A 23,643-nucleotide genomic window follows, 5' to 3' on the forward strand; every position below is an offset into this window, starting at 1 on the left:
TTATGGATGTTGCTGTAACAAGCAATGTTTTCAATCCCTATTTTTCTAATCTAAATCAAGATTACATTTACAAAGCCAACATAGAAGTCTACGACAATACTTTTGGAGGCCTTTTTATAGTTAAAAAAATTGCAGAACAACACCATAGAATTGTTTTTACCACAGAAATGGGAAATAAGCTTTTTGACTTTACTTTTAATAACGAAGATTTTAAAGTAAATTATATTCTAGAGGATCTCGATAAAAAAATACTCATTAATATTTTGAAGAAAGACTTTAGAGTCTTGATCACAGAGAATCTTAAAACAACAAAAGCGTACGCTTTAACTAAGGAAACCATAAAAAAAACCTCCTTAAATAACAAAGACTATTATTATTTTGAAAACCCAGAAATTAGTAAAGTGATTAGGGTTAATAATGGCAAAGAAAAAGTTAGGTTTTTGTTTTCAGAAATAAATGATAATATTGCACAAAAGATAGTAATATTACATAGTAATATTAAATTAAAAATAAACCTCAAATCCATAAATTAAAACAGAATGAAAAAAATTATTTTAAGCTTAGCCTTAATTATTGCTAGTACAACAGTGTTTTCGCAAGTAACAGTTAGTCCAGGAATAAAAGCAGGATTCAATCTAGCAAACCTTTCTAATGTAGATGAATCTACTGCAAAGTTAGGTCTTCAAGGTGGTTTATATGTAAATCTTCATCTGGCACGCTTTTACGAATTACAAATTGAGACTACCTATTCTAATCAAGGAACTACATTTGAATACTCTGATTTTGATTCTACTTATGAAGAAGATTTAGACCTAGAATATGTAAGTTTAAACTTAGCAAACAAATTTTTTCCTGTTCCAGATATTGGTCTTAATTTAATTATTGGACCTAGTTTAGATATATTGGTTAACTCTGCTTATTACAACGATGCAACACCAATAGATATTTCTTTTTTTGGAGGTATTGGTTATGAGTTTCCTTTTGGTTTAGGTTTAGAAGTTCGTTACAAACAAGGAATAATTGATGTTCGTGATGATTATTATAACGACTATTACTATGATGATTACGACGACAATTACTACGATAATGATAGTGCATTAAACGGTGTTATTCAATTTGGAGTAACCTATAAGTTCGACTTTAGCAAAATGTAAATAAAACATGCAATTAAAAGACTTTTACACAGTAAATAATGTAGCCGTTGCCGAGAATTTGGCAACGGCTAACATTACCATAAACAAAGATCACGAAATCTTTAAAGGACATTTTCCTGGAAACCCTGTAACTCCAGGAGTTTGTATGATGCAAATTATTAAAGAGTTAACCGAAGATGTAGTTGGTAAAAAATTAAGGATGCAATCTTCTAGCAACATTAAATTTATGGCAATAATAAATCCCGAGAAAACACCAGATTTAGTATTAAAATTAGACATTAGTGAAACCGAAGAAGGGTATAAAGTAAAAAATAGTACTTCATTTGGAGACACTGTGGCATTAAAATTGACAAGTAACTTTATAGAAAAGTAATCTACTTGGTTTTAAAGACCTTGTAGGTTTATAAAAACTAAAAAATGAAATTAATTGTTTTATTAATAACTGCATTAAGCTTAAACATACAGTCTTTAAATTTAGATTCTGTTAGAGATGCTTATAAAATTGCTGCAAAAGACAAGACCAAAACCGAAGCCTTTAATCAGTCTTTAGCACATATAACCAAAAAAGATAAAGTAGAATTTATTGCATACAAAGGCGCTGCAATAGCATTAGTTGCAAAACACGCAAAAACTTTAAAAGAAAAAAAAGAAGGTTTTGTAGAAGGTGTAACATTAGTAGAATATGCAATCACCAAAGCACCTAACAATATCGAACTACGTTTTATACGTTTAGGTATTCAAGAAAATACACCAAAGCTTTTAAAATACAAAAGCAACATAGACGAAGACAGACTCACAATCTTAAAACAATTTAATAGTATAAAATCTTCCACATTAAAAAAACACATAAAAGACTATATTTTACAGTCTAAAGTCTTTACAGATGAAGAAAAATCATTAATTTTAGACTCGTAAAAAGAAAACACTTTCTTTAAGTGACTAACGAGCTATTAATTAATAAAATAAACAATCTGAAAATCTGTGTGTTAATTCCAACATACAACAACGAGCGTACATTAAAACGTGTTATCGATGGTGTTTTGCAATACACAAAAAACATCATTATTATTAATGATGGAGCTACAGATAGCACTGCGCAAATTCTAGAAAACTATTCGCAAGTACAACATATTTTTATTCCTAAAAATCAAGGAAAGGGAAATGCATTACGCCAAGGTTTTATTAAAGCAACAACTTTAGGCTACCATTATGCTATTACTATTGATTCGGATGGGCAACATTTTCCAGAAGATATTCAAGCATTTGTAGCAGCTTTAGAACAATCCAAAAACAAAAATCTTTTACTTATTGGAGCTCGTAATATGAGTCATGAAACCGTTCCTGGGAAAAGTAGTTTTGGAAATAAATTCTCTAACTTTTGGTTTTGGTTTGAAACAGGAATTAAACTAACAGATACGCAATCTGGTTTTAGAATGTATCCTCTAAAAGCTTTAGAAAAACTAAAGTTTTATACAAAGAAATTCGAATTTGAAATAGAAGTAATTGTAAAAGCAGCGTGGAATGATGTAGAAGTAAAAAACATTCCTATAAAGGTGTTATATGATGAAACCGAACGCGTTTCTCATTTTAGACCTTTTAAAGATTTTACAAGAATTAGCATTTTAAACACTTGCTTAATATTAATATTAGCATTTTACATAAAGCCGAGAAATTTATTCCGAAAATTAAAAAAAAAAGGAATTAAACGATTCTTTATCGAAGACTTTTTAGGGCATCAAGACACACCAACAAAAAAAGCATTATCTGTGGCACTTGGAGTATTTATTGGTTTATCTCCTTTTTGGGGTTTTCATACCCTATTAGTAATTTCATTAGCGGTACTATTTCGATTAAACAAAGCAATTTCTTTTGGTTTTTCTAATGTAAGCTTACCCCCTTTTATTCCTTTTGTGTTATACGCAAGTTCAAAAATTGGACAAACTATTTTAGGTGTAGACTACAACTATACTTTAGATATGTTTAAAAATGGTTTCGAAATAACAGATCACCTAAAAACCTACTTAGTTGGTAGTTTTACATTGGCTATATTATCTGCAATGGTATTAGGTATACTAAGTTTTGTACTGTTTACTATTTTTAATAAAAAAAACATAACATTACAAAATGGATAAGCTGTTTTATAAAATACACCAACGTATTGCCTCTCAAAAACCTTTAAGCATTGGTATTTTGTTAGCACTTTTTGTTGGTTTATTTTTTCTAGCTTCAAATATTAAATTCGAAGAAGATATTACCAAACTTATTCCGCAAAGCGAAAAATCTTCCGAAGCACAAAAAGTACTTAAACAAGTTAATTTTGCCGATAAGATTATTGTAAATATTCAACGAAAAGAAAACGGAAATACAGATGATTTAACCAACTATGCATCGCAGTTTATTGATAGTATTTCTAATTCTTCAGAAGCATATATAAAAGACATTCAAGGGCAAGTTGCAGATAAGGATGTAATGAATACCTTAGACTTTGTATACAACAATTTACCTTTGTTTTTAAATAAAGAAGATTACCAAACCATACAACAAAAACTAGATAAAGATAGTATTCAAAAAACCACGAATGCTAATTATAAAACCTTAGTTTCCCCTTCTGGTTTTGTGGCTAAAGAAACCATTTTAAAAGATCCATTAGGCTTATCTTTTATTGCTTTAAAAAAACTACAAGAATTAAGTTTTGGTGATGACTTCACGCTATATAACGGATTTATAATTAGTAAAGACAAAAACAATGTACTGCTTTTTATTACACCAACATTTGCATCTAGCGAAACAGCAGAAAACGCAACTTTTGCAGATAATTTATATGCACTACAAGATCAACTGAATATAACATTTAAAAATAAAGTAGAAGCTGAATATTTTGGAGGAGCGCTTATAGCTGTTGCAAATGCTAAGCAAATAAAAAGAGACATTCAACTTACTGTTGGTATTGCTGTAACCGTTTTATTACTTATTCTTATTCTTTTTTACAAAAAATTAAGCATACCAATTATTCTATTTACACCTACCATTTTAGGTGCACTTTTGGCGGTAAGCTTATTATATCTTATACGCGGTAAAATATCTGCAATTTCACTGGGTATTGGTTCAGTACTTCTTGGTGTAACTCTAGATTATGCGCTACATATTCTTACACATATTCGCAGTAACAACAATGCAAAACAGTTATATAAAGAAATTACTAAACCTATCTTAATCAGTAGTTTAACAACAGCTTTAGCCTTTTTATGTTTATTGTTTATTGAGTCGCAAGCATTACAAGATTTAGGCATTTTTGCAGCAATTAGTGTTTTAGGCGCTTCGGTTTTTGCGCTACTTTTTATTCCGCAAGTATATAATACCAAAACAGAAACGGCTACTAAAAAAAATGTTATAGATCGCGTAGCTTCTTATCCTTTGCACCAAAACAAATGGGTTTTAATTGCTTTAGCAATTCTTATAGGTATTAGTGCTTTTACCTATAACAAAGTGACTTTTAATAACGACTTAGCAAAACTAAATTTTGAACCTAAATCGTTAATGGATGCGCAACAAAGGTTAGATGCACTTACTAATATTTCATCAAAATCGGTGTATTTAGCCACATACGGAAACACAGAAAACGAAGCACTACAAGCTAATGATGTTATTTTCCCAATGCTTAAAAAGCTTCAAAAGGATGATAAAATAATTCAGTTTAGTTCTATTGGTTCTTTAATTCAATCTGAAGAAATTCAAAATCAGAAAATTAATACTTGGAAGCAGTTTTGGACTATAGAAAACATTCAAAACACAAAAAACAATTTAGTGGAAAGCGGAAAAACTTTAGGTTTTAAACCAACCACCTTCCACAAATTTTATGCGCTATTAGAGAATACTTTTAATCCGCTAACGGTTACCGACTTTAAAGCTTTAAAAAATATTTCTACCGAAGATTATATTTCTTCCAAAAACGATTTCTCTACCGTAACTACTTTAGTTAAAGTACAAGATAAAAACACACAAAGCCTAGTAGAAACTTTTGAAAACCAAGAAAAAACAGTCGTTGTAGATAGAAAACACATGAACGAAACTTTTTTAGGCAATCTAAAAACCGACTTTAATCGTCTAGTTTTATACTCTTCTATCGTTGTTTTATTATTATTATTACTTTTTTACAGAAGTATTTCTTTAACCTTAGTTACAGCAATTCCAATTGCACTTACTTGGCTGTTAACCATTGGTACAATGGGATTTTTTGGTATACAGTTTAATATATTTAATATCATAATTTCCACCTTTATTTTTGGTTTAGGTATAGACTATTGTATTTTTATTACTAATGGTTTACTGCACGAATATAAAACAGGAGAAATAGCTTTACCAACACATAAAACCTCTATTATACTTTCGGTTATAACCACTATTTTAGGCGTTGGTGTTTTAATTTTTGCTAAGCATCCTGCTTTACATTCCATCTCGCTAGTTTCGATTATTGGTATTTTATCTGCTTTATTAATTTCGTTTAGTATACAACCTTTACTTTTTAAGTTATTTATTGGAAGTAAAACCAAAAGACCAATAACTTTGCATTTATTATTACATGCTCTTTTTTCTTTTGGGTATTATGGTATTGGTGGATTTGTATTGGGATTAATAGCAGCTATTGTTTTCCCTCTCATTCCGCTTTCTAAAAAAGTAAAAATGCCTTGGTTTCATCAAGTGCTCTCTAAATTTATGAGATCTGTATTTTTTACTAATCCATTTGTTAAGGTAAAAACTCTAAATCTAAATAACGAAACCTTTAAAAAACAAGCTATCATTATTGCAAACCACACCTCTTTTTTAGATATTCTAGCAATTGGTATGCAATCTCCAAAAATTATTTTCTTGGTAAACGATTGGGTATACAACTCTCCTGTTTTTGGAAGAACTGTAAAAATGGCTGGTTTTTATCCAGTTTCTAATGGTATTGATGGTGGTGTTTCACATTTAAAAAACAAATTAGATCAAGGCTATTCTTTAATGGCCTTTCCAGAAGGAACTAGATCTTATACAAACAAGATAAAACGTTTTCATAAAGGTGCTTTTTTCTTAGCCGAAGAATTAAATCTAGATATTCTGCCTATACTAATTCATGGTAATTCTGAAGTCCTACCAAAAGGAAGCTTTATAATAAAAAGAGAACATCTTACCATAAAAATATTAGATAGAATTACAACCGAAGATCAAAGTTTTGGTTCTACATCTAGAGAAAAAACGAAAGCAATAAGTGCTCATTTTAAGAAAGAATTTAATCTACTTCGTGATGAGTTAGAAAACGAAACATACTTTCATCGTATTGTTTTAGAAGATTACAGATATAAAGGAGATGCACTTTATAAAAAGGTTAAAACAGATTTAAAGACCAACGCAATAAATTATAGAGCAATTCTAGATACTATTGGCGAAAAAGATGTTATTACACATTTTTCTAAAGATTCTGGACAACTAGACTTACTATTGGCTTTAGATCATCCAGACAGGAAAATACATACGTTTATTAAAGACAAAATTGAAAGTGCAATAGTTAAAAATAGCTACATTACAAATACACATTATAAAATTTCGGTGTATAATTCTATAGAAAAACTAATACAAAACAACACTAATACTGCTATACTTAATCTTAAAGGGATTCCTGAAAATGAAATTAAAAATATAGCAAATACTGCAAATGTTTTTGTATTATTAAAAGAATGTCGAAATTTATATATTGACCTTTTAAAATCTTTAGATTTTAAAGTTGAAAAAGAAAACGAAACACTTATTATCTTAAAAAAATAAAATATTGAAGTACAAAGAATATTATGATGTTGTAATCGTTGGAAGTGGTCTCGCTGGATTGGTTTCTGCAATTATTCTTGCCAAAGAAGGAAAGAGTGTTTGCGTTTTAGAAAAAAACAATCAATATGGTGGAAACCTGCAAACCTTTGTTCGTAACAAAACTATTTTTGATACAGGAGTACATTATATTGGTGGCTTAAGCGAAGGACAAAACTTACATCAATACTTTAAATATATTGATATTTTAGACGGCATACAGCTTCATAAAATGGATGAAGATGGTTTTGATGTCATCTCTTTTGATGAAGACCCTAAAGAGTATAAACATGCACAAGGCTACGATAATTTTATAAAAAACTTATTAGTAGATTTCCCTGATGAAGAAGAAGGTATCAAAATGTATTGCCAAAAGCTACAAGAAACCTGTCTTAAATTCCCGTTATACTCCCTTAAAAAAGGAAAGCCTTATTACGATGATGCTGAAATTTTTCAACTACCAGCAAAAGAATACATAAATTCATTTACAACAAATAAAAAACTGCAAGCGGTTTTAGCTGGTTCTAATTATTTGTATGCAGGAGATCAAAACAAAACACCATTTTTTGTACATGCATTATCTACAAACTCCTATATACAAAGTTCCTATCGTTGTGTCAATGGTGGAAGCCAAATTACCAAAGTGCTAATTAAAAGACTAAAAGCCGAAGGTGGAGAAGTGTATAAACATCACGAAGTTTCAAAATTCGGATTTGAAGATGGTTTAATCACTTCAGCAACTACAACCAAAGGAGTAGAGGTTAAAGGTGGTTTATTTATTTCTAATATAGAACCGAAACTTACTGTAAAAATGGTAGGGGAAGATAAATTTAGAAAATCATACACCAACCGAATTGAAAAAATTGAAAGTACCATTGCTGCTTTCACTTTATACCTTGTTTTAAAACCGAACACGTTTAAATATCAAAATAAAAACTTCTACCATTTTAAAGATGCTACGAAAGTTTGGGATTCCCACAACTACACACAAGAAAGTTGGCCAGAAGGATATATGATGTCTATGGGAATTAAGAAAAATTCTAACGGATTTGGTGATAGTATTGCGGTAATGACCTATATGAATTATGACGAAGTAAAACCTTGGGAAGACACACACAATACCGTTGCAAATAAAAACGACAGAGGGCAAACCTACGAGCAATTTAAAACCGAAAAAGCAGAAACACTTATTGATGAGTTAGTAAAAAAATTCCCTAATATTAGAGATTGTATCGAAGCTTATTACACCTCAACACCTTTGTCTTATAGAGATTATATTGGTAGTAATCGTGGTTCTATGTACGCCTATGTTAAAGATGTAAACAAACCTTTACACTCACATTTATCGCCAAAAACTAAAATAAAAAACTTGTTTTTTACCGGTCAGAGTTTAAATATGCACGGAATTTTAGGAGTAACGATAAGCGCTATTATTACCTGTTCCGAAATTCTTGGTAAAGATTATTTATTAGATAAGATTTTAGAATCTAACAGCCATGAAGATTAAAAATTTTAATTGCTACACTTCGTTTTTAGTTGTCATACTTTTTGCGGCACTCACTTCATGTGGTATCTCAAAATCTATACATGACATTCCAGATGTAAGTGGTTATGATGCAACAATTTCAGAAAAAATTACAATTAACGATTCTACGTTTGCTTCAGGAAATAATAGTTTTGCAAAAAACGAATATGGTTCTTATGAATTGTTTGTAGAAGGAAACGCTTACCAAATTGGTTTAAATACGGGTTTATTAACCGAAGATTTATTTAAAACCCAAGAGCATGCTTTTTTAAGTAAAGTAGACGAATTGGTTCCCTCTAAATTCAAGCAATATCTACTACGAAAAGTTTTAGCTTTCTACAATCGAAAGATGTATTTACATATTCCAGAAGCTTACAAAGCAGAGATTTTAGGGCTATCCAAATATGCATCCAACGACTATAATCATATTGCCGAAGAATATTTAAGAGTGTTGTATCTTCACGGCGCGCATGATATTGGTCACGCCATGCAAGATTTAATGTTGATTGGTTGTTCTTCTTTTGCTGCTTGGGGGAATAAAACCGAAGACGGACAATTATTAATAGGTAGAAACCTAGATTTCTATGCTGGTGATGACTTCGCAAAAAATAAAATAGTAGCTTTTGTAAACCCAACAGAAGGTTACAAATTTATGTCGGTAACTTGGCCCGGAATGATTGGTATAGTTTCTGGTATGAATGAACACGGACTTACAGTGACTATAAATGCTGGGAAATCTAAAATTCCTTGGATTGCCAAAACACCAATTTCTATTTTAAATCGTGAAATTTTACAATATGCATCAACTATTGATGAAGCCATAGCCATTGCCAAAAAACGTCAGGTTTTTGTATCCGAATCCATTTTTGTTGGTAGTGCAAAAGACAAAAAAGCCATTACTATTGAGGTTTCACCTAAGAATTTTGGTGTGTATCAAGTAGAAAACACCAACCAATTAATATGTACCAATCACTTTCAAAGTGACGCTTATGCAGAAGATAAAAATAACATAAAAGCAATAGCCGAAAGTCATTCAGCATATCGTTACGAACGTATGGAAGAACTTTTAGCTGCTACCGAAAAGTTAAATGTACAAGACGCTGTAGCTATTCTACGAAACAAAGAAGGTTTACATGATAAAGCCATTGGTTATGGCAATGAGAAAGCCTTAAACCAACTTTTAGCACACCACGGTATTGTTTTTAAACCCGAAGAGCGACAGGTTTGGGTTTCATCCAATCCGTATCAATTAGGTGCATTTGTAGCTTACGATTTAGATGAGGTTTTTGCAGATGCTTCCGCTTCCCATCTAAACCTTTCTATACCAGAATTAACCATTGAAGCAGATGCGTTTCAGTTTACCGAAGCATATAAAAATTATGAAGCCTACAGAATAGCTAGTAAAGCATTACAACATGCTATTAGTAATGAAACAAAAATTTCTTCAGAAAAGCTTACAGAAACCATTCAACTAAACCCAGAGTATTGGGAAGTATATTATCTTGTTGGAAAATATTATTACGAAAAAGGATTTTATACAGCAGCTTTACATGCTTTTGAAACTGCAAATACCAAAGAAATTACTACCGTTCCAGATCAAGAGGAATTAGATAAATATATTAAAAAGATTAAAAGGAAATTAAATTTATGATTCCTAAAATAGAACAAGCATCAACCAAAGAAATTAAAGCTTTTCAAGAAAATAAATTAGCAGAATTGTTAACGTATTTAAATGAAAACTCAGCATACTACAAACGTGTTTTTAAAGAAAACAATATTGCAATTGATGCTATTCAAACTATTGAAGATTTATCTAAAATTCCAGTTACAACCAAAGACCAATTACAACAAAATAATGATGCTTTTTTATGTGTACCAAAAAGTAAAATAATCGATTATGTTACTACTTCTGGTACTTTAGGAGACCCTGTAACTTTTGCTTTAACCGATAATGACTTAGAGCGTTTAGCATATAACGAAGCTATTTCTTTTGCTTGTGCAGGAGTTGGCAAGGAAGATATTGTGCAACTCATGACAACCATAGACAGGCGTTTTATGGCAGGATTAGCATACTTTCTTGGTGTACGTAAACTTGGTGCTGGAATCATTCGTGTAGGCGCAGGAATACCAGAATTACAATGGGATTCCATTTTAAAATTTAAACCAACCTATTTGATAGCTGTTCCTTCGTTTTTATTAAAACTTATGGAGTATGCCGAACGAAATGAAATAGATATAAATGCATCTGGAGTTAAAGGTGCCATATGCATAGGCGAACCGTTGCGCGAACAAGATTTTAGTTTAAATACCTTGTCGCAAAAAATAAAAGCCAAGTGGGATATTGAATTGTTTTCTACCTATGCTTCTACCGAAATGAATACTGCGTTTACCGAATGTGAACACCAACAAGGAGGGCATCAGCACCCAGAATTAATTATTGTTGAAATTTTAGACGATAAAGATCATGTTGTTCCTGAAGGTGAAGTTGGCGAATTAACCATCACAACTTTAGGTATAGAGGGTATGCCTCTATTGCGTTTTAAAACTGGTGATATGGTAAAGGCACATAAAGAAACTTGTGCTTGTGGTAGAAACACCATGCGTTTAGGACCAGTTGTTGGTAGAAAAAAACAAATGATAAAATATAAAGGCACCACTTTGTATCCTCCTGCAATGGATAATATTTTAAACGATTTTAATGCAGTAGAAAGTTATATTATCGAGATTTCTCATAATGATATTGGTACCGATGAAATTCTAATAAAAATTGCTGCAACCGATCCTTCCGAAAAATTATTACAAAGTATTAAAGATCACTTTAGAGCGAAACTTCGTGTTGCGCCAAGAATAGCATTTCATGATAAAAAAGAAATTCAAAAACTACAGTTTCCTGCAATGAGCAGAAAACCTATTTTGGTAATTGATAAGCGATCCTAATGTATTATGACGCTTGTTGCATGTTTTGCACTAAACCTTTATCTACATAAACTTCTAAAAGTTTTGCTGTATTAGAACTAAATACTACCTCCTCTGTATTTGCAGGAATTAAAATCGTTTCTCCCATCTTTACCGTTTCGGTATGTAAACCAGCTGTTATTTCAACTTGCCCTTCTACACACATAAAAATTACAAACGAATCTAAGTGACTATAATTCTTTACTTGGTGGTTGGTAATATCTAAAATGTTAGTTGTAAAATATTCACAGTCTACTAAACTTGCGCTTGTATTTGGTTTTAAATCGTAGCTTGCTTTACCATTAGTATCAAACTCTTTAGTTGCTTGTTCTGCCAATTGCGTGTGTAATTCTCTTTTTTGTCCAGAATCATCGGTTCTATCCCAATCGTAAACACGGTAAGTAATATCGCTTGTTTGTTGAATTTCTGCTGCAAGAACTCCAGCTCCAATAGCATGAATTTTTCCTGCAGGAATAAAAAAACTATCTCCTTTTTTTACTTGTTCTCTATTAAAAATAGTATCTACATTAGTTGCATTAATATGATTTAAAACTTTTGGGTTTGTAGTTTTATCTTTTAAACCTAAAACAATATCTGCTTTTTCATCGCTATCCATAATGTACCACATTTCTGTTTTACCAAAAGAATCATGATGTTTTTTAGCCATTGTATTATCTGGGTGTACTTGCACAGATAAATCTGTTTTCGCATCTAAAAATTTAATTAATAGCGGAAAATTATATCCAAAGTTTGCAAAATTCTCTGCTCCTAAAAGCGTTGCTTCATGATCTTCAATTAGTGTTTTTAAACTAGCTCCTTTATAAGCTCCATTACTAACTTCTGAAATATTTCCATTTACATCAGAAATCTCCCAACTTTCACCTACATTATTTTTGTTTGTATCTTTTCCTAAAAGGGTACCTAGTTTGTTACCTCCCCAGATTTTTTCTTTTAATATTGGATTGAATTTTATTGGATAAACTTTCATAATTTTTTCTTTTAAAGGTTTCTTTGATATTGTAATTGAATAAACGGGTTATTCGTTTGTATTTTTTTTAAATAATCTATTACTGAAAATAAACTCTGAAATAATGTTTGCTTGATTTCATAGGTTTTTATTTTCTTAATATTATAGTTTAAAATCACTTCTTGATTTTCTATTATTACCCGAATCAAGCCATTTAAACCATAATATTTAATGTTTAACATATTTATAGAAACGTAACCTAAATGTTTTAAGTTAAACGCATTAAACATAAATCTTGCCCCTGCTTTTACTGCTGCAATATCTGACTTGAATTTTTTAATGTTTACTACAGAAACGTTGTTACATGCTTCTTTTATTTCATTTAACAAACTGTAAGTACAATCTTTACTATCATTATTTACTAAACACAATTCGATATTTGGAGTCTTTTTAATTTGCTCTATAAAGAAGGAAGTGTCAATTTCATTTTCATTATTATGAAAGATGATGATAATACCTATTTTCATGACTTAGTTACATTTTATTGTTATTATTAGGCTACTTTTAAATCTGTTGAACTGACAGCTTTTAAGTATTGTTTTTTACTTCTGTATACCCAAGCTATTTGTCCTAATTGCCCAACAATTTTTACAGAATCCTTCATAGATAACTTAGAACCATCTGCATGTATCCATCTTTTTAATGGTTGCTCGCAAAGCATTGTTTTCGCCTCTTTTAATCCGAAATGAATACTCATTCTTTTAAAGATTTCTACATCAAAAATCCATTGGGTTACAAACTTTTTACCAAAAGCAATTTCAATTACATCTTTACGGAAAATTTTAGCGCCACATTGTGTATCTTTAAAATCCATTTTTAAAATCTTTCTGATAATAAAATTGATGGTTAAACTGATTATTTTTCTAGCGGATTCTTTAGTGATATTCGCTCCCATTCTTGAGATACGAGAACCACTTACAATTTTAAATTCTGAAGTTTCAATTGTCTTTACTAAATCGTCAAAATCTGCTAAGTCTGTTGATAAATCTGCATCTAAAAACCCGATATAATCTAAATCTTCTTTTTTAGACATGTGTAACATTCCTAAACGAACAGCTTCTGCTTTTCCACCGTTTTTCTCACAATCGTAAACGGTAATAAAATCTTCTCTTCCTTTTTGTAGTTCTTTTAAAACTTCTAATGTTTTATCTTTACTTCCATCATTTACGAAACATAAATGATAACCAGAATTTTTATCGATATAGCTTATAAATTCATCACTTAATAAACGTTCTTCTTCGTTATAACATGGTATTACAACACCAACGCAACGCTCTTGTATCATTACATTACTATTCGTCACCACATTTTGCAATGTTGGAACTCCAATTAATCGTTTTACACGAGCACTTATCTCGTTTAAACTTAATGGCTTTTTCATATAATCGTTAATTCCTAATTCAAAACCTTCCGTAATCGTTTCATCTTTTGTATCACCAGATAAAACCATAATTGGTGTTTGCGAGTTTTTAGTAATTCTTATATGTTTTACAACCTCTAACCCAGAAACAAATGGCATATTAATATCTACAATCACTAAATCTGGCTTAAAGGATTCATATAATTCTAACCCTTTTTTAGCGTCTGTTTCTACTTGCACTTCGTATCCTAATGCTACTAATCGCTTTTGTAAAGGAAGTAATACTAATTGTTGGTCATCTATTGCTAAAACTTTCATAATTCGTTTTTTTTTTGTTTTGATACTACAAATGTACAGGAGAAGACAACCTTAAAATTGTTATTTAGTTTAACCTATAGGTAAGTATCGACGAATGGTAAGTTGCTGTAGATAATTAAAAATGGAAGCACTGTTATATTTAATTATCTTTACCATATTATTGTAGCTTAGGCTTTAAATGAAGGAAACCTCAAATAAATACTTAATCACAGCCATTCTTTTAGGATTGGCTTTTCATGGCAGTTCCATATTTTTCACTTTGGAAACTACTTATGATGCGTTAATACACCTATTTTTTGCAGATCATTATGCAAATAGTTGGTTTGAGCCATGGAACTACGAATGGTATACTGGTTTTACTGTACAAAGTTATCCTCCTTTAGTGCATCAAACCATTGGATTATTGTCTATGATTGGTGGTTTAAAGTTTGGGATGTTTAGTGTAGCCTTAATTGCAATTATCCTTTTTATTACTGGAGCTTATCGATTTTCTTTAATGATGACTGCCAACAAAACAGTTGCTGGTTATGCTGCTATTTTAGCAGTCTTTAGTTCTTCTTTTGTAGAAACGCTTCATATTTTTGGTCAATTACCAAGTATTGTTGGCGTTTCTGTTTTAATGCATGCCCTACCCGAAATTTATTTGTGGTTAAAAACAGGTAAGAAATGGTATTTAGCTACATCCTTATCTTTAATAGCCGTAACCGTCACTTCACATCATGTGACGCCCATTTTTGGAATGATCTTTTTTATTTTTCCTTTAATAGGAATGGTTATTATGGATGTTTCTAGAGAGCAGGTCAGCTCGATGAAAGAAGTGACCTTTAAAATATTTTTGAATAGTTTTTTTAAGTTGTTTAAACGTATTGTAAGCTTTGGGATGCTATCCTTAGTTTTAATTATAGGTTGTATTTTTCCATATTGGTTAAACTCGAAAGCGAACCCAATTACACAAGTGCCAATTCCGCATGGTTCTCGTGATAATTTCTTAGAAATCACCTCCTCTGGATTAGTGTTTTTTTTAATTCCTTGGGGAATTTTACTTGTTCTTTTACCATATATATTTTATAGATATTATAGCAAACGATATCTGTTTTTTGGGTTATCTGTAACCATTTGCACCATTTTAGGAACAGGAGGAACAACTCCTATACCTTTAAAAATGTTAGGAGAAACCGCTTTTAATATTTTAACCCTAGATAGATTTACACTTTGGGCTTCCATTTTATCTATACCATTAATGGGAGAGTTTGCATATCGTTTTGTAGAAGGTGATTTAAAAGAATTAATTCAATCTAAATTTGGAGCTGTTTACCACAGAATTATTGGCGGCATATTAGCTTGTTTAATGGTGTTTATGGTCGTGTTTACTATGAGTTTAAATTATTTTAGACCATCACAACCTCAAAAAATAAAAATGCTTCCTATTGTGAATTTCTTAAATCAAGACGATCATGATAAATGGCGCTTTTTAACTTTAGGTTTTGGGGACCAAATGGCTTGGCTAAGTGCACAAACCAATGCCATGACTGTAGATGGAAACTACCACTCTGCAAGACGACTGCCAGAATTAACCACACGACCAATCGAGCGTTTAGAAAACTCTAAGTTTAAAGGCGTTGCCGGTATTGGATCGTTACAGCAATTTTTAACCACACCAGAAAAATACAATCTCAAATACATCTTTTCTAACGATAAGTTTTACGATCCCATACTATACTTTTGTGGTTGGCAACGCTTGCGTCAATTAGAAAATGGCATTATGGTATGGGAACGACTAAACATCCCTCCTGTTTCCTCTATTTTACCAAAAGAGGATGTTGCTAAATGGGTGAAAATAATGTGGGGAATTATTCCATTTTTAACCGTTTTAATAGCCTTTGTTTTAAACATACAAATGCTTTGGGTAATCGCACTTAAAACTAGAATTAAACCTATTCCCGATTTTTTAAAGTTTCCAACGACGTATAATAAATTCTCACGAATTGTTTTACGAATTACGCATATTTGGTCTTTCATATTAGCTATTACAGTATTTTATGGTATCTATTTATTCTATCTAAAAAACGATTCGCAACGCAGTCCAGAAAATGCTATTATCGCATATTACGATGCTTTAGATTTTAAAGAATTTGAAAAAGCGCATGGTTTAATCGATCCAGAAAACCAGTTACCAATTGCACAATACATGTTAGAGATCTCAGTAACTGATGGTTTACTAAGTAGTTATGCAAAAATGGATGCTATTGATACAGAAATTACAAAACATAACGACAGTACCGTTTCGGCAAAAGTGACTAGCCAATGGATTACTCCTTTAGAAAAAATAGAAAAAGTAGATTATAAATCCTTATCCAAACGAAAAGGAAAGTGGTATTTACAACCAGATGATTTAAACAACGATTTACCGCCAGATCAACTTTATTCTGCAAATGCAACCAAGTATTTTAATCAAGGAAGACGTCGTATCACTACTCAACAAACACATCATGAAGACATTTTAAAACAACCTGTTTTAGAAGTCGTTTCTGCTAAACTAGTGCAGTATGATGGTAGTTATGCCATTATTGGTGAAGTACAGAATATAGATAATGTACCTGCTGATGTTATTTTAAAAGGAACCTTATACAATAATGATAACAAACAACTAGCAACCTACAATGCAAAGTATCACGTTAAACATAAATTAATGCCAAAAGAATCGAGTAGTTTCCGCATTAATTTTGAAGGCATTGCCTGGTCTAGAACGCAGGATTCTATTCCAGACACATTTAACCCAGATGAATTTACACCTGTCGAATTTGAAGAACAACCCACAAAATTCAACTTACAAATCGCTGGAAATGTATCTGGATCCGATTTATATAAGAATGTGGTATTAAGTGCCATTACTATTAAAGAGAAAACTATAAACGGAAACTTATTTAATAGTGGCATCCAAGAAATTACAATACCTCAGCTATTGGTTAGTTATTATGATGCCAATAAAAATATGGTTTGGGTTGATCATTTATTTGTAAAAGAAGGTGTGAGACAACAACGCAAACAAGATTTTGAATACGAAATTTTAAAAAATAGTAAAGTAAAAATCATAAATACAAACATGCAAAACATTTTTGTAAATGGTTTACCAAATGCTGCCATTGCAGCAAAAATAGTACCTAACAGAATAGAAAATCATAGTGATGCCCAATTACAAAAAATCGATCATCCAGATTTTAGTTATATTAAAATAGAAATTAACACATATATAGGAAACCCGAATTAATGCAATGTAAACGTACATACATATTCCTTTTAGGATTGATTTTATTATCTTCCTTTGCTTTTGTGCAAGACAACGAAGCTACTAATCCGGTTCAGTTACTAAGCACACAAATAGAATATGAAGTTGGAAATGCTGTTATTTTAAAATTTACAGCTTCCGAAGATGAAAAACCACTACTCTATTGCTCGAATAGTTATGGTTCTACTTTGGTTACAGCTATAGTAAAAGACAATGCATTTCAATATGAAATTCCGCAAAACATCACAAAAAAAATGGGGGTTGTAAACTGGAAATTATTAAAGGGCAACAAATCTATTTCTGGTCAATTCTATATGAATTCAAAAGCAGAAGTCGCCACTATGGAAACCTATATTGGCCCGCCAAGTATTGAAGCTGGAGAAACAGATTACACCATGTTGGTTGTAATTCCTACAGATTCTTTAGATAATCCTGTACCTACAAATACGAAGGTAAATGCAAAGTTTCAGTTTTTAGCTTCCGAAGAAAACAATGCTATTTTTACCAAGAATTTAATTACTTATCGAAACATTTATTCTAAAAGAGAAAGTGGACGTATGTTAGTATCTTCGGAAAGTTTAGGCGTCAATTCTAAAGAATTCACTATTCATGTTTGGGCTGCAATTCCTACAGATTTTACCATTTCAGCAAAACGACCACATAATTATGCAGACGGAAATCAGATTACAACCTTTTCAACTTCTGTACTAAAAGACAAGCAAGATAATGTGGTTAGCGATGGTACATTTGTTACCTTTTATATTACAAATGCGAATGGAAATATTTTAAAAACGACAGGAACTACTATAGAAGGAGTGGCACATTCTAAAATAATTCATCCCGATTTTAAAGACAACTGGAGCATTAAAGCTTATGTAGATGGTATGGCAGCAAGTAATACGATTACCTTAAAATATCAAAGTGTTCTAGACGATTTTAACGTTGCCTTTACTAACAAAAATCGCGAAATATTAGTTGGTCCATTACAAAGTTTTATGGAGCAAATGATTCCGGATGGATTACACGTAAAACTATTAATTTATAAAGACAATACACTTGTAGACACTATTACTAAAACGTCTTTTAATGGCTATGCTACCTTTTTCTTGAAGCCAGCTGTGTATGAAAGTGACACTTATAATTTTCGTATAGAAACCGCAGGAATTAACAAAACATTTAAGAACAAAAAACTATGGTAGGTCTTAATAAAAACATACTACGTACCATATTAATAATCTCATATATTATGATTGTAGCATTGATTATTTCTGGTATTAGCGCGATTTTTAGCTATCTAAATACTGGGGCAGATAGAAGTACCATGCTACATACCGAAATACAAAAAGTAGAACAATATGCTCCAAAATTAATTTGGGAACCTTTAAATAATGAAGGACGGCCAATAGATAACGAAAACCTCAATGCCTTACAGAATGATTATTTAGATGCTTGGTATGTAAAACAAGTGGCTTACAAAACGAATAAAACTGCCGGAATAAAAGATTATTACACCGATAGTGCTAGAGAAAATTTATATGCTTTTATTCATTTAAACAAATCCGAAAACACCACCATTGAAGCTACTACATTAAACCACAATCCAACTTTAGAGTTTTTTAGTGAAGATGGACAATTGGCTGTTATTACAGATAGAAATGTTATAGAGTACAAGCGAATTTTTAAAGCTGAAAAACTAGTTTTAGAAACTACAGAAACATCTACTTACAAAATGGTATTTTTATTAGAGGATGGCTTTTGGCGTATTAGACATTTGGTAAAAGAAAGTAGTAATCCTTTTGAAGCTAAAACACCAAAAATTGAAACCGATAGTTTAACTATTAAAGGTATTAATTACTACCCGAAAGCAACTCCTTGGAATATGTTTGGTGACGATTTTTCGAAAGACATTATTACTAACGACTTTAAAATTATAAAAGATGCTGGTTTAAATTCGGTAAGAATTTTCGTTCAATATGACGATTTTGGAAAAGCAGATGTAAAACCGGGAAAGCTAGAAAAACTAAAACAAACTTTAGATGCTGCGCAAGAAAACAACCTCAAAGTCGTGCTGACCTTGTTTGATTTTTATGGTGATTATTCGGTAATGAATTGGACCTTGAACCAACGTCACGCAGAAACCATAGTAGCTACTTTTAAAAACCATAACGCTATTATTGCTTGGGATATTAAAAACGAACCAAATCTTGATTTTGAATCTAGAGGAAAAGAAAATGTAATCGCTTGGTTAGATAATATGATAGACTTAGTAAAATCTGTAGATACAACACACCCAGTAACTATTGGTTGGTCTAATACACAAAGTGCTTCTATATTAAAAGATAAAGTAGACATTGTATCCTTTCATTATTATGAAGATTTAGAAGAACTGGATGCTGCTATAAAAAAGATGCAAAAAGAGATACCTAACAAACCTTTGGTTTTACAGGAATTTGGAATATCTTCTTATAGCGGTTTCTGGAAACCTCTTGGTTCTTCAGTAGAAGACCAGGAGAATTATCACAAGAAAATCCAAGAAATAATTGCTGCTAATAAATTGCAATTTATGTCTTGGACTTTATATGATTTTGTAGATGTACCAAAAGCGGTCGTAGGTAGTAGACCTTGGCGTCGAAATACTCAAAAACATTTTGGATTTATCGATAAAAATGGGGCAAAAAAGGCATCGTTTAAATACATTACGAACTAGTATTTTTGTTCGTTTGCTATTTAGAGTACAGCAAGAAGAATCTTAAATCAAATAGCTTAATTATTAGATTCTTCCTGTATACTTACTTCTAAATAACTATAGGTTTTTTAATTGTTTTGGGACAAAAAAAGGTGGCGATTCATTATATTCTATGCATTAGTAGGTTTTAATGCGTTTCTACTTTTTGGTGTTTTTCTTGTAATAATTCTATCAAAATTCGATAAGTACATATCTGCAATTTTCTCCATTGGATAGGCTGTTGCAGCTTCATAGTTTGCTTTTCCTAAAGCAATTCTGTGTGCTTCATTGGTTACAATTGCTTCAATTGCATTTGCTAAACTTTCTACAGAAGTTGGCTCAAAAAACTCTCCTTTATACCCTTCATCTTTTACTAATAAAGCAAGGTCTCCTAAGTCTGGCATCACTACTGCTTTTCCATAACTTCCTGCTTGGTGTAAAACACCCGAGCTTCCTGTTGTCGACGTGTATGGAAATACAACCACAGCACTTTCTTTAAATAAGGTTGGCACTTCATATTCTTCTACATAACCAGTAAAACGAACTTGAGGTATATGCTTGTAATCTTCTTGAACTTTTGCCAAATAACCAGGTACATTTGGATTGTCTGTTCCTGCAATTACAACTTCTAAATCTAATCCTGTAGATACTCTTACTTTTTCTACGGCTTCAATCATACCTTCTACTTTTTTGTAAGTTCCAAATTTACCAAAAGTCATCACTTGTAAAGGTCCTTGTGGCAAGCTGTATTCTGGTTTTTCTTCAGAAATTTCAAATGTTCCATGTGGAATTAAAGTCACATTTGAAGCATTATATTTTTCTTCTAAAATATCCACATATTTTTGCATGGTTACTGCAACAGTATCTGCTTGCAATATTAACCTTGTTAAGCTAGTTCCTATAAAGCCATATACTTTTTGCATGATTTTACTACTTGTAAATCCTGCTGAGCCTAGATCTACTTCTTCTAGTATATTGTGTAATAATACAATGTTTGGAATCTTTTTTAGCTTACAAACTAATGGTAACATTAAGCCTAAAGCTGCTGCAACTTTTTTATCTCCAAATTTCATAAATTGTAAGTTGAATAAAACGGCATCTGGTTGTGTATTATTAATCGCTTTAGTCACATTTATAATATTTGTATAGCTATTAAATGCCCAGCATTCTTTCACTGTAATCTTACAACCATCTTCAGTAAAAGCAATATCTTTTGCTCCTTCCGTTTTGTCTGTAAGTAAAACAATTTCAGTTACATTATCTTTTTGTCTAAAGTGCTTTACTAAATGGTAAGCGTATTCGTTTAAAGTTACTTTACTTGGTGGATATGCAGTTACGATTGCTAGTTTCATAAGTTTGTTATTTATTTTTTAAAGGTTTTATATGGCATCCAGTTTTAATTTTTTCTATTAAAGAAGAACCTCGTTCTGGATGGTTCATAATATAAATTTTAATATGTTGTTTCTTAATTACACTACAAATTTGCGTATTTAAAGAGACATACTCAGGAGAGTTTAGATAGGTTGCACGTTGCTGTAGACGAATGGTAAGAAGATGTCGTTTTAGTATTTTTAATAGTATCCTTTAGAAAGAAGTATGACTTAAGAATCTCTTTAACATATTAACTTTCTTAGTTAAATTCTTCGTTGCTCTCCTAATAACCGAATACCTCTGAAAATATTATTAAAGAAAATGGATACTGTCATTCAAAAGGAAGACACAATAACTACAAACTAAAAAAGCTGCAGTACAAAACCACAGCCTTTTCCTTTATATAGACTAATAATATAAAATTCTTTTTTATTTCTATTGCTTACCTTTCGTATCCAAAACGAAGAAAAAAAGCTGCATTACTAATAATAGAATCATTGCTACAATTTGCATGTGAACTACTTGTTCTAAACTATCATGAAAAAAGATAACTAATCCCATTTGAAGCATACCGAATACACCCGAAATTACAACAGGAACAAACCTGTCTAAGGATAAATAGTAATATGCAAAGAGGTTAGATACGGCAAATAAGCCAGTAGCTAAAGCGTATTTCCATAACAATGGAGCCATTGCCAAATAGCTATCTCCAAACAATATGGTTATTGCGGTTTCTGGAAATAATGCACAACCAATAACAATAGTTGTTGCAATTGCTGCGATATAACCAACATATTTAAATAAAATTGGTGCAGTTTCTTTTCCTTCTTTTTTAAGCTGTACTACTGTTGGTAATAACAACATTACAAACATCCAAGCGACGAAGTAAACAATACGACCTATTAAGGCTAATGAAGCATATAACCCTGCCTCATAAGCATCAAAATAATGTTTTACTAATAAGATGTCACTATTGTTAATAATGATTTGTGTGAACTCGTAAAAAGCTGTAATAATAAAAAAACTTCGTACTTGTTTAGACTGGTTTGCTTCTATAGCAATCGTCTTTTTAAAGTTTAGATTTCTAAATTTAAAAGGCACTAATCCAAATCCAAAAGAAATTAAAATACCAATTGCAATCACCACCGAAGATTGTATATCAAACAAGAAGATTAAAGCCAAGGTGATTATTAATCTGCTTAGCATTTCTGCTTGATAGGTAATCGATAACGATTTGAATTCTTTTTTTCCTTGAAAAACACCGCGATTCACACTCATTAAAAAATATAAAGGCACTCCAATTCCAAAAATGGTAAACATACTAGAAGACGACGTATTAAAAAGGTCTTGAAGTTGGTTGGCAAACACGATGATTAATGCACCTAATCCCAACCCAACAATGCTTGCGTTTTTATAAATTTTAGAAATGAAATTTTTAAACGTATCGTTTTCAAAAACTACAGAAAATTTTGCAGTTACTAATTGAAAGGTCATCGCTACAAAAGATAGCACCAATAAAAAGGTAATTAACACGGCTGCATCTGCAAATTGTGCTGGTCCTAAAACACGACCTAAAATAAGATTGTACAAATAGTTCCCTCCATTAACGGCTAATACACTTAGCATAAATACTTGTTCTGGAGTTATTTTTTTCGATTTTAATATAGATAAAGCTTGCATCGTAGGATGTGGTTTTTGTTAGTATTAATTAGGCTACGTTTGGATATTTAAAATCTTCGTAAACATCTTTACAACCAGAACCAATAACGAAAAATATGTTGTTACTATGAATTGCGTTTCTATACATTTCTTTTAATGTGTACATTCCCGATGCATCGATTTCAGTAACCTTATCCATATCTAAGGTCACTGCTTTGTTCGTATTTAAAATAACATTAAAGTGATTTTTAAAACCACTTATTGTGTTTGTATTTAATACACCTTCTAATATAATGGTGTTGTTTTCTTCTGTAATTGTTAGTGGCATAATTCTTATTTTTGATTTGTTTGTGACTAATTTCTGATGCAAAGATGCAATAGAAAGCTATGAGATTCCATTGAATTTCGATGAGTGGACCATTGCT

Annotated in this window: 18 protein-coding genes; 12 read left to right on the forward strand and 6 right to left on the reverse strand. The window is 31.3% G+C overall.

Annotation, left to right across the window (positions count from 1 at the left end; all coding sequences use genetic code 11):
- Positions 1–2: 2 nt before the first annotated feature.
- From ACVC3Y_RS13210 to ACVC3Y_RS13250, 9 genes are read left to right on the forward strand one after another with little or no spacing between them, the layout of a single operon-like run.
- The gene (locus tag ACVC3Y_RS13210) at positions 3–533 is read left to right on the forward strand and encodes a hypothetical protein (RefSeq protein ID WP_452227150.1); all 531 of its coding nucleotides are present in this window, start codon (positions 3–5) and stop codon (positions 531–533) included.
- 6 nt (positions 534–539) lie between these two features.
- Positions 540–1,154 carry a porin family protein gene (locus tag ACVC3Y_RS13215; RefSeq protein WP_303421742.1) on the forward strand — a complete coding sequence of 205 codons (615 nt, stop codon included), beginning with the start codon at positions 540–542 and terminating at the stop codon, positions 1,152–1,154.
- Between the two features lie 7 nt (positions 1,155–1,161).
- Positions 1,162–1,527, forward strand: a complete 366-nt coding sequence (locus ACVC3Y_RS13220) for a 3-hydroxyacyl-ACP dehydratase (RefSeq protein WP_452227151.1) — start codon at positions 1,162–1,164, stop codon at positions 1,525–1,527.
- 44 nt (positions 1,528–1,571) lie between these two features.
- Positions 1,572–2,069: a hypothetical protein gene (locus ACVC3Y_RS13225; protein ID WP_303421738.1), complete on the forward strand. Its 498-nt coding sequence runs from the start codon at positions 1,572–1,574 to the stop codon at positions 2,067–2,069.
- 20 nt (positions 2,070–2,089) lie between these two features.
- Positions 2,090–3,286, forward strand: a complete 1,197-nt coding sequence (locus tag ACVC3Y_RS13230; RefSeq protein WP_303421736.1) for a DUF2062 domain-containing protein — start codon at positions 2,090–2,092, stop codon at positions 3,284–3,286.
- Entirely contained in the window at positions 3,279–6,956 is a 3,678-nt protein-coding gene (locus ACVC3Y_RS13235; RefSeq protein ID WP_452227152.1) for an MMPL family transporter, read from the forward strand. The genes ACVC3Y_RS13230 and ACVC3Y_RS13235 overlap by 8 nt, the downstream gene beginning before the upstream one ends.
- Before the next feature lie 4 nt (positions 6,957–6,960).
- Positions 6,961–8,499, forward strand: coding sequence for a phytoene desaturase family protein (locus ACVC3Y_RS13240; RefSeq protein WP_303421732.1), 1,539 nt, complete (start codon positions 6,961–6,963; stop codon positions 8,497–8,499).
- Complete coding sequence (locus ACVC3Y_RS13245) at positions 8,489–10,168, forward strand: C45 family autoproteolytic acyltransferase/hydolase (protein ID WP_452227153.1); 1,680 nt, start codon at positions 8,489–8,491, stop codon at positions 10,166–10,168. The genes ACVC3Y_RS13240 and ACVC3Y_RS13245 overlap by 11 nt, the downstream gene beginning before the upstream one ends.
- Positions 10,165–11,454, forward strand: coding sequence for a phenylacetate--CoA ligase family protein (locus ACVC3Y_RS13250; protein WP_452227154.1), 1,290 nt, complete (start codon positions 10,165–10,167; stop codon positions 11,452–11,454). Before ACVC3Y_RS13245 ends, ACVC3Y_RS13250 begins: the two co-directional genes overlap by 4 nt.
- Before the next feature lie 4 nt (positions 11,455–11,458).
- Here ACVC3Y_RS13250 and ACVC3Y_RS13255 read toward each other — a convergent pair whose 3' ends face one another.
- Genes ACVC3Y_RS13255 through ACVC3Y_RS13265 form a run of 3 tightly spaced genes read right to left on the reverse strand, consistent with a single transcriptional unit; the run spans position 11,459 to position 14,177 of the window.
- Entirely contained in the window at positions 11,459–12,460 is a 1,002-nt protein-coding gene (locus ACVC3Y_RS13255; RefSeq protein WP_452227155.1) for a type I phosphomannose isomerase catalytic subunit, read from the reverse strand.
- Between the two features lie 11 nt (positions 12,461–12,471).
- Positions 12,472–12,966 carry a glycosyltransferase family protein gene (locus tag ACVC3Y_RS13260; RefSeq protein WP_303421724.1) on the reverse strand — a complete coding sequence of 165 codons (495 nt, stop codon included), beginning with the start codon at positions 12,964–12,966 and terminating at the stop codon, positions 12,472–12,474.
- A 26-nt stretch (positions 12,967–12,992) separates the two neighbouring features.
- On the reverse strand, positions 12,993–14,177 hold the full coding sequence (locus tag ACVC3Y_RS13265) for a response regulator (RefSeq protein ID WP_303421722.1): 1,185 nt from the start codon (positions 14,175–14,177) through the stop codon (positions 12,993–12,995).
- A gap of 178 nt (positions 14,178–14,355) precedes the next feature.
- On the opposite strand from ACVC3Y_RS13265, the gene ACVC3Y_RS13270 reads away from it, so the two are divergent.
- From ACVC3Y_RS13270 to ACVC3Y_RS13280, 3 genes are read left to right on the forward strand one after another with little or no spacing between them, the layout of a single operon-like run.
- A complete protein-coding gene (locus tag ACVC3Y_RS13270; RefSeq protein ID WP_452227156.1) occupies positions 14,356–17,445 on the forward strand; it encodes a hypothetical protein in 3,090 nt (1,029 codons plus the stop codon).
- Positions 17,445–18,662, forward strand: coding sequence for a hypothetical protein (locus ACVC3Y_RS13275; protein ID WP_452227157.1), 1,218 nt, complete (start codon positions 17,445–17,447; stop codon positions 18,660–18,662). Before ACVC3Y_RS13270 ends, ACVC3Y_RS13275 begins: the two co-directional genes overlap by 1 nt.
- Positions 18,656–20,170, forward strand: coding sequence for a glycoside hydrolase family 2 TIM barrel-domain containing protein (locus ACVC3Y_RS13280; protein WP_452227158.1), 1,515 nt, complete (start codon positions 18,656–18,658; stop codon positions 20,168–20,170). The genes ACVC3Y_RS13275 and ACVC3Y_RS13280 overlap by 7 nt, the downstream gene beginning before the upstream one ends.
- A 149-nt stretch (positions 20,171–20,319) precedes the next feature.
- On the opposite strand, the gene ACVC3Y_RS13285 is transcribed toward ACVC3Y_RS13280, so the two are convergent.
- The 3 genes from ACVC3Y_RS13285 to ACVC3Y_RS13295 all read right to left on the reverse strand — a co-directional run bounded on the left by ACVC3Y_RS13285 (position 20,320) and on the right by ACVC3Y_RS13295 (position 23,546).
- Complete coding sequence (locus ACVC3Y_RS13285) at positions 20,320–21,540, reverse strand: glycosyltransferase (protein WP_303421714.1); 1,221 nt, start codon at positions 21,538–21,540, stop codon at positions 20,320–20,322.
- A gap of 454 nt (positions 21,541–21,994) precedes the next feature.
- Positions 21,995–23,239, reverse strand: a complete 1,245-nt coding sequence (locus ACVC3Y_RS13290; protein ID WP_303421712.1) for an oligosaccharide flippase family protein — start codon at positions 23,237–23,239, stop codon at positions 21,995–21,997.
- A gap of 28 nt (positions 23,240–23,267) precedes the next feature.
- Entirely contained in the window at positions 23,268–23,546 is a 279-nt protein-coding gene (locus ACVC3Y_RS13295) for an STAS domain-containing protein (protein ID WP_303421710.1), read from the reverse strand.
- Positions 23,547–23,643 lie beyond the last annotated feature (97 nt).

Source organism: Lacinutrix cladophorae (assembly GCF_053604645.1).